We start from the raw sequence: 13,093 nt of genomic DNA, 5'->3' as shown, positions 1-13,093 counted from the left end.
GCTCAACGCGCGTGCTGCAGCAGTCGAATCGCCGTCTCGTACATGGCGGCGTTGTGGAAGGCCGCGAGACCCGCCGCCGCGAGCGCCATCGCCGCAGCGAGCACGGGCGGCAGCGCATGCGTGGCGAACACCGCGACCGCCATCAGCAGCGGCAGGAAATGCGCGGCGTACAGGAAGGTCTCGTCGCCATAGACCAGGTGCAGCAGCACCTGCGCGCCCAACGTGAGCCCGAGCACCGCGGCGAAGCGGCGCCAGCGTGAGTCGCGCAGCAGGCCGACGAGGCCGGCCGCGAGCAACAGGCTCCACAGGACGAGCGCGCAGACACCGGCCCACCCGCCCGAAGCCGGTGCGCTCAGCTGCACCGTGACCCAGTCGAGCTTTGGCGGCACGGATGGCACGCTGAGCACCTCCGGCAGGCTGATCGGATGCCAGAACATCGCGGCCAGCTTGTTCAGCACGGTGCCGGAGCGCTCCAGGTTTATGTAGTCGGCCTCCTCGCTGCTGCCGAGAAAGAAGAACTTGGCGAAGCGGTAGAGAAAGCGCTGCGCCACCGAGGCGGCGGCGACGATCACGAAGGCCGCGGCGCTGATCGCGAGCGCGCGCCGCCAGGGCCGATGGACCACCGCCAGCGCCAGCCCCGCGATCCAGTTGGTGACCGTGATCGCGAGGCTGGCGATGCTCGCGGCCAGCAGCAGCCGGTCGCTCACGGGCCGGTGCACCGCGAGCGCCGCGACGAGCAGCACCCACAGCAGGGTCAGCGATCCGATGCCGTAGGTCTCCGGCACCGAGAACCAGAACTGGAAGGCGGCACTGCCGATGGCCAGCAACGAGAAGCAGGCGCCCGCGATGCGCCCGCTGCCCAGCAGGCGGCACAAGGCGTAGAAGGACAGCACCCACAGTGCGGCCACCAGGTAGGCAAAGCGCATCGCCGCCTGCAGGTCGCTGCCGGGCCACAGCGCGCGCAGGCCCGTCACCACCGGATGGATGAGGATCGAGGCGATCGGATGGACCTTGGTGCGGTAGTGGTTGCTCCCCGCGTCCACCATGTTGGCCAGCGCCCGCGGGGTGTCGGACTGGAACCAGGCGTCGAGGCCGCTCTCGTGAACGAAGAGGGCGGGCGGCAACTGGCGGGCGAGCGTCGTCAGCAGGACTACGGCCGCGAACGCCAGCCCGGCGGCGATGAGTGCATCCAAGGTCAGCGCGCGTTTGGGCATCAGTCCGCCGCCCACAGCGCAAGGGCGGCGATGCCGACCGTAAGGCGGCTGACCCAGTCGCGCGCGGCGAAGACCACCGGGTCGTCGTGCAGTGCGCCGCGGATTGCCTTGAGCCACACGCGCATGGTCCAGAACAGGAACAGCGGGATCAGCACCCAGAGATATTCGGGATGGTCGTAGCGCGCCAGCATTTCCTGGTCGTGCAGGTAGAGGCCGAGCAGCAGCACCGACATCTGGCCGGCCGCTACGCCGGTGCACAGCACGAAGGTCTCGTCCCCCGGCTGGTAGCCGCGGTCGCGCTTCATGCGCTGCGCCTCGCGCGGCGGGCCGGTCAGCTCGACGTAGCGCTTGGCCAATGCCAGGCTCAGGAAGATGAACATCGAGAAGGACAGGATCCAGAAAGACAGCGGCAGCCCCGTGGCCGCGGTGCCGGCCGCGACACGGATGGTGTAGAGCCCGGCCAGCGCGAACACGTCGACCACGGCGCGGCGCTTGAGGAACAGCGAGTACGCGCTGGTCAGCGTCATGTAGAGCAGCAGCACGCCCACGAAGGCTGCGGGGAGCAGCGCGAGCGACAGCGCCAGCGATGCAGCGCACAGCAGCCCCGCGACGGCCAGCCCTTCGAGCGCGGTGATCTCGCCGGAGGCGAAGGGCCGCAGGCGCTTGCGGTGGTGCCGCCGGTCCGATTCCAGGTCGAGCAGGTCGTTGAGCACGTAGATGGCCGAGGCCATCAGCCCGAAGGCGAAGAAGGCCAGCACCGCATTCAGCACGATCGGCTGCGTGAGCTCGTGCAGCACCGGCATCAGCGGCAGGAAGATCAGCAAGTTCTTGAGCCACTGGTGCAGCCGCGCGCCATACACGTAGCGCTTGAGCGGGGTGCGCGGCGGCACGATCCGCCCCTCGAGCGTGGTCAGCCCGGCCACGCGGCGCGCCAGCGGCTCGGAGCGGCTGACCACCACTGCGGCCTCGGCCCCCCGCCAGACCGCGAGGTCCATGTGATCGTTGCCGGCATAGCTGAAGCCCCGGCCGCCTGCATCGGCCTCGATGGCGGCGCGCTTGCCTGCGCCGCGCAGGTTGTGCTCGCCGTCGGAGGCGAGCACCGCATCGAACAGCCCCAGGTGCGAGGCGATCGCGCGCGCCAGCCTGCCGTCGCTGGCGGTGGCGAGCACCGTGCGCCGGCCGGCGGCGCGGGCCCTGCGCACCAGTTCGAGCACCTCCGGCCGATAGGGGAGCGTCTGCACGTCGATGGCGGCCCGGCGCGCCACCTCCTGCTTGAGCGCGGCCTTGCCGCGCAGTAACCACAGCGGAAGCCACAGCAGCGATGCGGGCGAGGCGCGCGCCAGTTGGAGCAGGGATTCGTGCAGCGAATCGGTGGCGATCAACGTGCCGTCTAGGTCCACGTAGAGCGGGCGCATGGGTTCATCCCCTGCTCAACACGACCACGCCGACCAGGATGATGGCGATGCCGAGTACGCGCGTGGCACTCAGCGATTCGCCGAAGAGCTGCCATGCGAGCAGGGCCGCGATGACGTAGCCCATGGACAGCATGGGATAGGCGATGGTCACATCGACTCGCGTCAGTGCGAGGATCCATAGCCCGGCGCTGATGAAGTAGCAGACCAGCCCGAGCACGATCCAGGGCTGCGTGGCCGCGCTCCATGCGGCGGCCGTCAGCGAGGCGCTGCTGCCCATCGCGACGGTGCCCAGCGTGCGGGCACCGGCCTTGAGCATCAGCTGCGCGGCTGAATTCAGCAGCACGCCCGCAAAGATGATCGAGAAGGTGTGAAGGTTCATTGTGCTCCCTGTCTGCCCAGGCAGGGATCATGCCCCGCCGCCCCTTCATTTTGGCCACAACACCCACAAGCGAAGTGGCTGATTCACGCGTGCGGCCAGGCGCCCTGCTTCGGCACCGGTGCCGGCGAAGAAATCGGCGCGCACGGCGCCCACGATGGCGCTGCCCGTGTCCTGCGCCACCACCAGCCGCGCCAGCGGCAACGCCGGGCCCGGCGAGGCCAGCCACACCGGCGTGCCGTAGGGAATGCTGTCGCGGTCGACCGCGATCGAACGGCCCGCGGTGAGCGGCACGCCCTGCGCGCCGACCGGGCCGGTGCCGGCATCGATGTCGGCCAGCGGCTCCTCGCGGAAGAAGACATAGCGCGGATTGCTCCACAGCAGCTGCGACAGGCGCTGCGGGTTCTGCGCGACCCATTGCTTGGTGTCGTCGGGCCACAGGCTGACCTTGGTCGCGCCCTGGCTCTGCAGCCATTGCTGCACGCTGCGGTAGGGTTGCTCGTTGGTCGCCGAGAAGGCCACGCGCACGGTGCGCTGCGAGCCGTCAGCCTCGGTGATGCGCAGCCGGCCCGAGCCCTGGATGTGCAGCATCAGCACGTCGATCGGGTCTGCCAGCCACGCGATCTCGCGCCCGCGCAGCGCGGCCTGCGCCTGCGGCAGCGTGTCGATCTCCTGCCGCGTGAACCACGGGCGGCGCGCGACCAGGCCGGCGGGGGCCTGGTAGAGCGGCACGGTGTGCTGCGCGGTGGGACGGCGCGAGGCCTCGAAGACCGGCTCGTAGTAGCTCGTGAGCTTGCCTTCGGCAGGGCCCGAGAGCGGCTCCACGCGGTAGGGCTGCAGGCGCTCGCGCAGCCACTGGCGCTGCTCCTCGGTCTCGGCCAGCGCCAGCTGGCGCACCTCGCGGCACAGCGGCGCAAAGGCGGCGTTCGGGCGGGCGCAGTTGGCGATCATCGCGCTCCAGCCTTCGTGCAGCGCATCGTCCTCGAAGCCGGGCAGCTCGGACCAGGGCACCGGCACCCAGCGGCTCTTCGGATGGTTGAGCGAGCCGGTCAGCGGGCCCAGGTCGCGCGCGGGCGGCGCGCTCGAAGGCGCGGTCGCGACGGGTGCCTCGGGTTGCAGGGTGCCGACCGAACAGCCGGCCAGCGTTGCTACGATCGCGAGCCCGACCAGCCACTGGAGTCCTCTTTTCATGGGTTTGATTTTGCTCGAAGCGCTCGGCGCTGGAATCCTGCTGGTGCTGATCGTGTGGTGGACGATGTTCTCCGGCCGCAAGCGCGGCGAAATGCCTGAGGCGGACGAAGATGAAAACGCGCCTCCGTCCGACGACCCGCCGGCGGGCGGCTCCAGATAATGCCCAATTGCTGATCAAACGAATGTAGGAGCACACATGAAGAAGTTCGTCCTCGCCACCACCGCCGCAGCCGTCGTCCTGTCGGGCTGCGCCGGCATGAGCGACACGCAACGCAGAACCGGCATCGGTGCAGGTGTCGGCGCCCTCGGCGGGGCCGTGATCGGCTCCGCGACCGGCGGCGACAGCCGCGCCATCGGCACCGGCGCCGCCGTAGGCGCAGCCGCCGGCGCGCTCGGCGGCTATCTCTGGTCGCAGCGCATGGAAGCGCAGAAGCGCGAAATGCAGGCCGCCACCCAGGGTACCGGCATCGCAGTCACGCAGACGCCCAACAACGAGCTCAAGCTCGCGATCCCCAGCGACGTCTCCTTCGACACCGGCCGTTCCACGATCAAGCCGAACTTCGTGCCCATCCTCAACCAGTTCGCCAATGGCCTGCGCAACAACCCGAATGCCGAGGTCCGCATCATCGGCCACACGGACAGCACCGGCACCGACGCCATCAACAACCCGCTGTCGGTGGAGCGCGCGGCGAGCACGCGCGACTATCTGATCGCGCGCGGCGTGCCGCAGCAGGCCTTCCGCATCGAGGGCCGCGGCTCGCGCGAGCCGATCGCGGACAACAGCAGCGATGCGGGACGGGCGCAGAACCGGCGGGTGGAGATTTACGTGGGCGAACGGCCACAGGGCTGAGCGGTACGCCAGTACGGCTGGCGCTCTGGAGCGGGTGGTCCCGCACTTGCGCTGAGGTCAATCTTTCGCTGAAGGCTGCTGCACCGCTTGCTGTATCTGGCGGCGGCTCGCCAACGCATGCCAGGGTGCCCATGCCCTGGTTGTTCGCACACTGCGCACGCCTTCACGAAGCGGCTCTCAGCGCACCAGCCTGTGTGACCGGCAGGGCGGTTCGGTTCCACCACGTGCCACGGCACACGCGGCCTGGACGCTTCCAAGGCCAACACTCATTCAAGGAAGCACTCGAGGAGGGCCTCGCCGCGCCGTCGGTCAGAGGGGCCTCAACAGATTCGCCAGCTCCACCGCCGACTTCACTTCCATCTTCTCGAACACCCGCGCCCGGTGCACCTCCACCGTCCGCACGCTGATCGAGAGCTGGTCGGCGATGAGCTTGTTGGGCAGGCCCTCGACCACGCGCCGCATCACGTCACGCTCGCGCTCGGTCAGCTCCTCGATGCGGCGCATCAGCAGCCGGCGCGCGCGTTGCGCTTCCACCGCGCGCAGCGAGGTGCCGAGCGCATGCTCGATGCGGTCGACCAGCGCGTTGTCGGAGAAGGGCTTCTCGCAGAAGTCGAAGGCGCCGCGCTTCACCGCGTCGACCGCCGTGGGCACGTCGGCATGGCCGGTGAGGAAGATCACCGGCATCACCTCCAGCAAGCCGCGCTCCGCCAGGCGGTCGAACAGCGCGAGCCCGCTCATGCCGGGCATGCGCACGTCCAGCAGCAGGCAGTGCGGCTGATCTGCCAGCGGACCCTCGGCCAGGCGCAGCTCGAAGTCCTCGGCGCTCGCGTATTGCTCGCTCACCAGCCGCCGCGAGCGCAGCAGCCAGGCCAGCGCCTCGCGCACGCTGGCGTCGTCGTCGACGATGAAGATCAGGGCATCGATCAAGGGTTGCATCAAGGAAGAAAAGGAAGACGGGAGAGTGTCAGGCCGCCGGCAGCGTGAACCGGAACACGGTGCCGCGCGGCCGCTGCGGCTCGAAGGCCAATGCGCCGCCGTGCTGCTCGACCACCGTGCGGCACAGGCTCAGGCCCAGGCCCATGCCGTCGGGCCGCGTGGTGAAGAAGGGCGTGAAGAGGCGCGCCGCGACCTCCTCGCTGATGCCGGCGCCGCGGTCGGCCACCGAGAACTCGACCCAGCGGCGCGCGTCGGCCTTGTCGGGGGTGTCGCCGCTTTCGCCGACGGCGCGGGCGCGCGCGACGCGCAGGTGCAGCACGCGCTCGCTGAGCTCGGGCAGGTCCATCGCCTGCATCGCGTTGCGCGCCAGGTTCAGCAGCACCTGCTCGACCAGCGTGCGGTCGCACAGCACGCGCGGCAGGCGCTCCTCGTAATGCACGTCGACCCGCACGCCGAGCTTGCGCGCCTGCAGGCGCACCAGCGGCATCACGGCATCGATCAGCGCCTGCGGCGCCACGGCCTCGCGCATGCGGTCGCGGCGGCGCACGAAGTCGTGCACGCTGCGGATCACCTGGCCGGCGCGGTCGGCCTGCTCTGCGATGCGGCGCACGGCCATCGCGACCTCGCCGTGATCGCCGCCGGACGATGCGCCGGCACTGCGCAGCAGGTTGAGCGAGCCGCTGGCATAGCTGGCGATGGCGGCCAGCGGCTGGGTGAGCTCGTGGCTCAGCAGCGAGGCCATTTCGCCCACGGTCGCGAGCCGCGCGCTGGCCTGCAGCCGCTCCTGGCTGGCGCGCGAGAGCTCCTCGATGCGCCGCTGCTCGCTGACATCGATGAAGGCGCTCATCCAGCCGGTCTGGGCGCCCTGCGCGTTGATCAGCGGCGCCTCGAAGATCAGCACCGGGAAGCGCCGGCCGTCCTTGTGCATGAAGACCGACTCGAAGCCCTCGCGGGGCGGCACGCCGCCGGCCAGGCGATGGGCCTGGCGCTGGCGGTATTCCTGCGCCAGCTCGGTCGGCCAGTAGGGCACGTCGCCGCTCGCGTGGTCCATCAGCTCCTCGGCGCTAAAGCCCACCATCTCGCAGAAGGCGGGGTTCACGTAGGTGATGCGGCCCTGCAGGTCGCGTGCGCGCAGGCCGGTGATGACCGAATCCTCCATGGCCTTGCGGAAGGCCAGCGCGTCGGCCAGGTCGTGTTCGGCGCGCAGCCGCCGACGCGTATCGCGCGCCAGCAGCACCAGCACCGAGACCAGCGCGATCGAGATCGCGGTGACCAGCCCTGTCAGCAGGTTGGGAAAGAGATCGGGCGCGGCGCGCCAGCCGTCCACGCGCAGCATCAGCGCGTTGCCGGGCAGGTCGACGAGCTGCTGCGCGGTGAAGACGCGCGTGCCGACGCGGCGCGCCGCGCCCACGGCCACCAGGCGGGTGCCGTCGGGCTCGGTGAAGGCGACCTCCTGGCCGCGCGTGAGCGTGGGCGCGACCAGCTCGATGAGCGTGTCGCGCAGCGAATAGGTGGCCACCAGGTAGCCGCCGCCATCGACCGGCACACACAGCTCCATCACCTCGAGCCCGCCGCTGGGCACGAAGGGCACGTAGTGGCTCGGCGAGTACGCCGGCGCGCCCGCCTTGCGGGCGGCGGCGCAGGCCAGCGCGACGTCGGCCTGCTCGCGGCCCCGGTTCGCGTCGTCGAACACGCGCCGGCGATAGGGCGTGTCGACGGCCGCCAGCGGGCGCAGCGCCGCGTCGCGCCATTCGAGCCGTAGCCATTCGCGATGCTCGCGCAGCAGCGCCGCGGCCTCCATGGGCCAGCGCTCGCGGTCCGTGCCGTCGACCTGCGAGGCGCGCAGGCTCTGGGCATTGCGCTGGAGGCCGCTGCGCAGGTCGGAAACTGCATCGGCGGTGTCGCGGTCGAGCGCGCTCTGCACCTGCTCGACCTCGTGGCGGCCAGCGAGCCACACCACGGTGGCAAGCAGCGCGACGACCAGCACCGCAAGGATCACCCACAGGAACCAGCGCTGCCACAGCGAATGCAGCGAGCGCAGCGAACGAAGGCCGGAGAAGGCCCCCCGGATCGTTCTTGCGATGGGCAGCGTGGTCGAGGACACCGGATTCAGGCGTCAGAGCACGCGATGCGAGAGCGCGGGCAGCTGCGTACGCGTGTGCTCCACCTGCCCGGCGTCGAGTTCGAAGCTCACCACGCCGTCCTCGACCGCGCGCTGCGCGACCACCGCACCCCAGGGGTCCACCACCATCGACTGGCCCCAGGTCCGGCGCCCGTTCTCGTGCGTGCCGCCCTGGGCCGGGGCGACGACCCAGCAGAGGTTCTCGATGGCGCGTGCGCGCAGGAGCACCTCCCAATGGGCCGAGCCGGTGGTGTGGGTGAAGGCGCTGGGCACCAGCAGCAGTTCGGCGCCCTGGCGAGCGAGTGCGCGGTAGAGCTCGGGAAAGCGCAGGTCGTAGCACACGCTCATGCCGATGCGCCAGCGGTGGCCGTCGCGCGAGGGCAGGTCGAAGCAGACCGGCTCGGTGCCGGGCGCGATCACGCGGCGCTCGTCGTAGCGCTCGCGGCCGTTGTCGTAGAAGAAGAGATGGATCTTGTCGTAGCGCGCCACGCACTCGCCGTCCGGCGAGTAGGCCAGGGAGCTGTTGAACACATGGCGTTCGTCGCCGGTCTCCAGCGGCAGCGTGCCGCCGACGATCCACAGCCCGAACTCGCGCGCTGCATCGGCCAGGAAACCCTGCACCGTGCCGGCTCCGTCGGTCTCGCGGAGGGCGAGCTTGTCGATGTCGCGCGCGCCCATCGTGCAGAAGTACTCGGGCAGCACGGCCAGCTCGGCGCCGCCGGCGGCGGCCTCGCCCAGCAACGCGTGGGCGCGGGCAAGGTTGGCCTCGCGTGCGATGGCCGAGACCATCTGGATGGCGGCGACTTTCATGAGCGCTCCGTTTTCTCTCTGTGCCTGGTGTTCGTCCTGCGTCAGCGTAACGCGGGTGCGGCGGGCGCGCCCTGCGCTGCCGGCAGCAGCCGGCGCGGGATCTTGGTGATCTTGGGGTCGGCCCAGGTGCCGTCGATCTGGAACTCCTGCGTGGCCGCGGCGATGAGCGGCCGGCTCAGCACCATCTGCGCCAGGAAGGTGCCGAGCCCGATCGCGGGATTGATCGCGGTTGCGACCAGCGCGGCGGTGCCGGCGTTGATCTCGGGCACCACGACGACGCGCAGGCTCTGCGTCTCGCGGGCGATGTCGGCCGAGCCGTCCATCAGCACCGCGGCGTTGACGCCCTTCATCTGCAGGTTGTTGGTGCTGGCCACGCCCTGCTCGATGCGGGCGTCGCCGCGCAGGAAGTCGAAGCTGAAGCCCTGGCTGAACACGTCGCGGAAATCGAGGGTGAGGCGCCGCGGCAGCGCCTGCAGGCTCAGCACGCCGAGCAGCTTGGCGATGCCCGGGTCGGCCTTGAGGAACTGGCCGGATTCGACGTCGATCTTCAGCTGGCCGCCGAGGCTGGGGTAGTCGAGCGCAAAGGGCGAGCCGCTCCAGTGCACCTGGCCCTCGAGCCGGCCGCGCCCGGCGCGTACCACGTCCTTCATGCCGAAGCGCCCGAGCAGGCCGCCGGCGTCGGCGATGTCGAGCTTGAAGTCCATGGTGGTGCGGCGCGGCTCGCCGCGCCCCCGCGTGCCGCTGCCGGCGGGCGCGGCAGCCCAGGCGCCCTGCGCGGTGAAGCTGGCTTCGGGTGTCGTGAAAGCCAGCTTGTTGAGCCGCCACTCGCGCCCGGCCCCGCCGCGGTTGACCGCATCGATCTCGGCACGGCCGAGGCGCCGGCCCAGCAGCTCGAAGTCGTCGACCACGATGTCCAGCGCGGGCAGCGTGCCCGGCTGCTCGTCCAGCAGCGACTCGACGGCGTTGGCCGTGCTGGGCGCGATCTTCAGGCGCGCCAGCCGCGCATACAGGCGCCCCGCCTGCGCGCTGCGGTACTCGGCGTAGCCGCTGAGCTCGGTGGCATCGATGTTGGCGTGCCAGAGCGCGCCCTCGCGGGTGCCGCCGAGCACCACGTTGTGCAGGGTGCGGCCGCCGACGGCGAGCTCCTGCGCACGCAGCGCGAGGATGGTGGGCAGGTAAGCCGAGGCGTCGTCGCTGCCCGCGGACGCGTCGGCCGGCTTGCCGGTGGCGTCGCCGAACAGCGCCTGCCAGGCCGGCACGTCGATGCGCGCGAGCTGGATGTTGGCGAGCACGCCGCGTTCGGGCGGGGTGGCGGATTCGCCTGCGGACAGGCCGATGCCGATACTGCCGCGCAGCACCCGGGCCTCGCCGCCTGAGATGTCTCGCACGTAGGAAGCCGAGCCGATGCGGCCCAGCTCGATCGAGAGCCGGTCCTGCAGCAGCGGGGTGGCGCCGGTTCGGGTCTCGCGCTGCACGATCTTCTTCTCGATCGCGAGCGGCATCGTGTCCTCCGGCGGCTTGGCCAGCGGTGCGGGCAGTTGCAGCCCCAGGCCCTGCAGGCTGCTGGCCAGCGAGAACTCGGAGGCGCCGTCGCGCATCGAGAAGGCGGCGGTGTAGGGCGTGCTGCCGCTGGCGTGGCGGGCCAGGCGCGCCAGCCAGTCGAGCTCGCGCGCCGCGCGCATGCCATCGGCGCTGGCAGTGCCCTGGGCGCGCAGGCTCAGCTCCTGCGCGGCGCCCCAGCGGCCCGCGCCCTCGATGCGCAAGGCGCCGCCGAGTGCGCGCGCCTGCACGCCGGCCAGCGAGAAGCCGCCCTCGGTGAAGCTCAGCGTGCCGCGCGCCTGGCTCAGCGTCGGGGCCTCGGGCAGGATCTGGATGTCGTTGTCGGCCAGGGCGACGCTGGCCTGCACCTTGGTCTTGTCCATGGCAGCCAGCGGCAGCTCCAGGCGCAGCCGGTAGTCGGCGTTCCCGGTGGCGCGGGCGCGCGCCAGCGTGGGGCCGGCCTCGCCCGCGAGCGGCGATCCGGCGCGCAGCAGCTCGGCCAGCGGGCCCTTCGCCTGGGCGTCCACCTTCACCAGCACGGCGTGGTGGCCCATGTCGGGGATCTGGGCTTCGGCCTTGACCACCTCGATGCCGGGCGCGCCTGCGAGGCGCCCGCGGGCGTTGCGCACCTGCATGCCCGCGCGCTCGAACACCAGCTCGCCGCTCAGTCCCGTCAAAGCCGGCCAGGTCGTCGCCGAGCCGGCCCGCGGCGGCGCGTAGGCGTAGTGCACATCCGCCACCCGCGCGGCGATGCGGAAGTCGCCCAGCTTGGGGTCGGCGAAGGGCATGTCGTGCAGATCGCCCTTGACCTTGAAGTCCACCGCGCTGGCCGTGCCCTTCTGCACGGCCTCGCGCACGTAGTCGCGCGTGTCCTTCGGAATGTGCTGCGGCAGGTAGCGATAGACGCGGGTGCCGTCGGCGCGCGTCAGCTTGCCCTGCAGGTCGAGCACGCCTGGAAAGCGCGAGCGGCTGCTGGAGCTGGCAGGGTCGCTGGTGCGCCAGCTGGCCTGGGCCTCGCCCTCGGCATCGGCGTTGGCGAATCGGAGGCCGGAGACCTGGAGCTGGGACTTGTCGCCGTCGATCCTCCACAAGAGCTGGGCGGACAACTGGTCGACCGCGATCACGGGATCCTCGAACACGCCGGGGAAGTCCAGCGCACCGTTGGCGATGCTCAATGCGGCGCTGCCGCCGAGCTGGGTGGCGTCGAATTCGATGGTGGCGCCGCGAATGCCGGGCGCACCGGCCGGGGGCGCCGGCGCTGCGGTGTTGGCCGCGGCGGCCGCCGCTGGGGAGCGCGGCCCGGAGGCCGCCGCAGCCGCGGGCACGGTGCCGGTCTCGGCGGCCCGCGACTCGACGCCGAAGCCGCTGACGCGGCCCCTTGCCTGGTACTTGTCGGGCGCGCCCAGCGGGCCCTGCCAGCTGGCATCGATGCGCTCGACGAGGCCGCGCGGCACCAGGCCGTCGATCATGCTGCGGCTCTTGTCGTCCAGGGGCAGCCGGTCGGCGATCATGGCCAGGGCCGCGAGGTCGAGCTGGTCGGCGCGCAAGGCGCCGCGCTCGGCGATCCGGCCCTTGGCCGGCAGGTGCTGGAACCAGAGGTTGCCGCCCGGCCAGCGCATGCCGTCGGGGGTCTGGAACTGCAGGTCGGTGGTGGAGAACTCCTGGGCCTCCTGCGTCATGCGCCCGGCCAGCCGGCCGGTGACGTCGCGCAGGACCAGCGGCTCGAGCGACTTGCCCAGCGACGCGTCCACCCGCAGCAACGCGAGGTCGGCCGTGCCGCCGGCGACTTGGCCGTCGTCGATATCGGCCCAGATCCGCAGCGCGCCGTTGCCTTCGCGGATGCGGGCATCGAGCGTGACGTACTGGCCCAGCTGCCGGATGTCGATGCGCGGCAGCTCGGCGTAGGCGGTGCCGTCCCAGCTTTTCCAGTTGCCGCTGCGCACCGACAGCAGGGGCTGGCGGAATGCGCCGCGCAGGGTGAAGCGCTCGCCCCAGCCGGGCGGCGGCGTGGCGTCGAGCCGCATGGTGTGGCTGCGCGAACCGTTGCGGGCGATGAACTGGACATCGGACAACAGGAGCGACGGGGCACCCCGGCTCTCGTCAGTCCAGCGCACGAGGCCGCCCTGGATCACGAACTCGCGCTGGGCGAAGAACCAGTCGGCCCCGCGGCTCTCGCCTGTGGTGTCGGTGTCCATGCTGAGGCCGGCCACGTGCAGCTTGCCGGCGGCATCACGGCGCACCTCCAGTTCGGGACGCTCGATGTAGACCTGCTCGAAGCTAAGGCGCCACAGCGAACGCGGCGAAACGCTGGCCACCACGCGCGCCAGGCGCAGGGCCTCGCGCTGCTGCGGATCGTGCAGCACGACGTCGCGCAACTCGAAGCTGGGAAACAGGGTACCGCCCTTGGCGGTGATCGAGCCGATGCGCACCGGTACCCCGATGGCCTTGCTGGCCTGCGCTTCCAGGGCGCCACGGTACTCGCCGATTCGCGGCACAATCCACGCGTGTAGGACTAGCACTGACAGCGCAATCAGCAGCCATGCACCGACCAGCAAACCCAACAACCAGTGTGCCGCCACAGCGGTGATCTTGAGCAGACGTGAAGGGGAAGACGTCGTGTCGTTCATTGAGGATCGCGCT

General features: G+C 71.0%; 10 protein-coding genes. 2 read left to right on the top strand and 8 right to left on the bottom strand.

The features are described from left to right. Positions 1–2: 2 nt before the first annotated feature. Genes ACMGEZ_RS13410 through mltA form a run of 4 tightly spaced genes read right to left on the bottom strand, consistent with a single transcriptional unit; the run spans position 3 to position 4,196 of the window. Positions 3–1,214, bottom strand: coding sequence for a hypothetical protein (locus tag ACMGEZ_RS13410; RefSeq protein ID WP_436822765.1), 1,212 nt, complete (start codon positions 1,212–1,214; stop codon positions 3–5). Further along, positions 1,214–2,629, bottom strand: coding sequence for a UbiA family prenyltransferase (locus ACMGEZ_RS13405; RefSeq protein WP_436822764.1), 1,416 nt, complete (start codon positions 2,627–2,629; stop codon positions 1,214–1,216). Before ACMGEZ_RS13405 ends, ACMGEZ_RS13410 begins: the two co-directional genes overlap by 1 nt. Before the next feature lie 4 nt (positions 2,630–2,633). Next, positions 2,634–3,008 carry a DMT family transporter gene (locus tag ACMGEZ_RS13400; protein WP_436822763.1) on the bottom strand — a complete coding sequence of 125 codons (375 nt, stop codon included), beginning with the start codon at positions 3,006–3,008 and terminating at the stop codon, positions 2,634–2,636. 45 nt (positions 3,009–3,053) lie between these two features. Then, positions 3,054–4,196 carry a murein transglycosylase A gene (gene mltA, locus ACMGEZ_RS13395; protein ID WP_436822762.1) on the bottom strand — a complete coding sequence of 381 codons (1,143 nt, stop codon included), beginning with the start codon at positions 4,194–4,196 and terminating at the stop codon, positions 3,054–3,056. Between mltA and ACMGEZ_RS13390 the strand changes: the two genes are divergently transcribed. Together ACMGEZ_RS13390 and ACMGEZ_RS13385 are read left to right on the top strand one after the other, a co-directional pair. After that, positions 4,195–4,356, top strand: a complete 162-nt coding sequence (locus ACMGEZ_RS13390; protein ID WP_436822761.1) for a hypothetical protein — start codon at positions 4,195–4,197, stop codon at positions 4,354–4,356. The genes mltA and ACMGEZ_RS13390 overlap by 2 nt on opposite strands. Before the next feature lie 36 nt (positions 4,357–4,392). Next, positions 4,393–5,046: a YiaD family glycine zipper/OmpA-like lipoprotein gene (locus tag ACMGEZ_RS13385; RefSeq protein ID WP_436822760.1), complete on the top strand. Its 654-nt coding sequence runs from the start codon at positions 4,393–4,395 to the stop codon at positions 5,044–5,046. Positions 5,047–5,355: 309 nt separating this feature from the next. On the opposite strand, the gene ACMGEZ_RS13380 is transcribed toward ACMGEZ_RS13385, so the two are convergent. The 4 genes from ACMGEZ_RS13380 to ACMGEZ_RS13365 form a co-directional block, all read right to left on the bottom strand. After that, on the bottom strand, positions 5,356–5,982 hold the full coding sequence (locus ACMGEZ_RS13380; protein WP_436822759.1) for a response regulator transcription factor: 627 nt from the start codon (positions 5,980–5,982) through the stop codon (positions 5,356–5,358). A gap of 28 nt (positions 5,983–6,010) precedes the next feature. Continuing rightward, positions 6,011–8,023: a two-component system sensor histidine kinase NtrB gene (locus tag ACMGEZ_RS13375; RefSeq protein WP_436822950.1), complete on the bottom strand. Its 2,013-nt coding sequence runs from the start codon at positions 8,021–8,023 to the stop codon at positions 6,011–6,013. Between the two features lie 75 nt (positions 8,024–8,098). Beyond that, a complete protein-coding gene (locus ACMGEZ_RS13370) occupies positions 8,099–8,914 on the bottom strand; it encodes a carbon-nitrogen hydrolase family protein (protein ID WP_436822758.1) in 816 nt (271 codons plus the stop codon). 41 nt (positions 8,915–8,955) lie between these two features. Further along, complete coding sequence (locus ACMGEZ_RS13365; protein ID WP_436822757.1) at positions 8,956–13,080, bottom strand: YhdP family protein; 4,125 nt, start codon at positions 13,078–13,080, stop codon at positions 8,956–8,958. Positions 13,081–13,093: the final 13 nt, after the last annotated feature.

Source organism: Variovorax stachyos (assembly GCF_051400855.1).
Taxonomy (GTDB): Bacteria; Pseudomonadota; Gammaproteobacteria; order Burkholderiales; family Burkholderiaceae_C; genus Variovorax.
The sequence above is the reverse complement of the archived record's forward strand: the minus strand, read 5'-3'. Positions and strand labels throughout refer to the sequence as shown.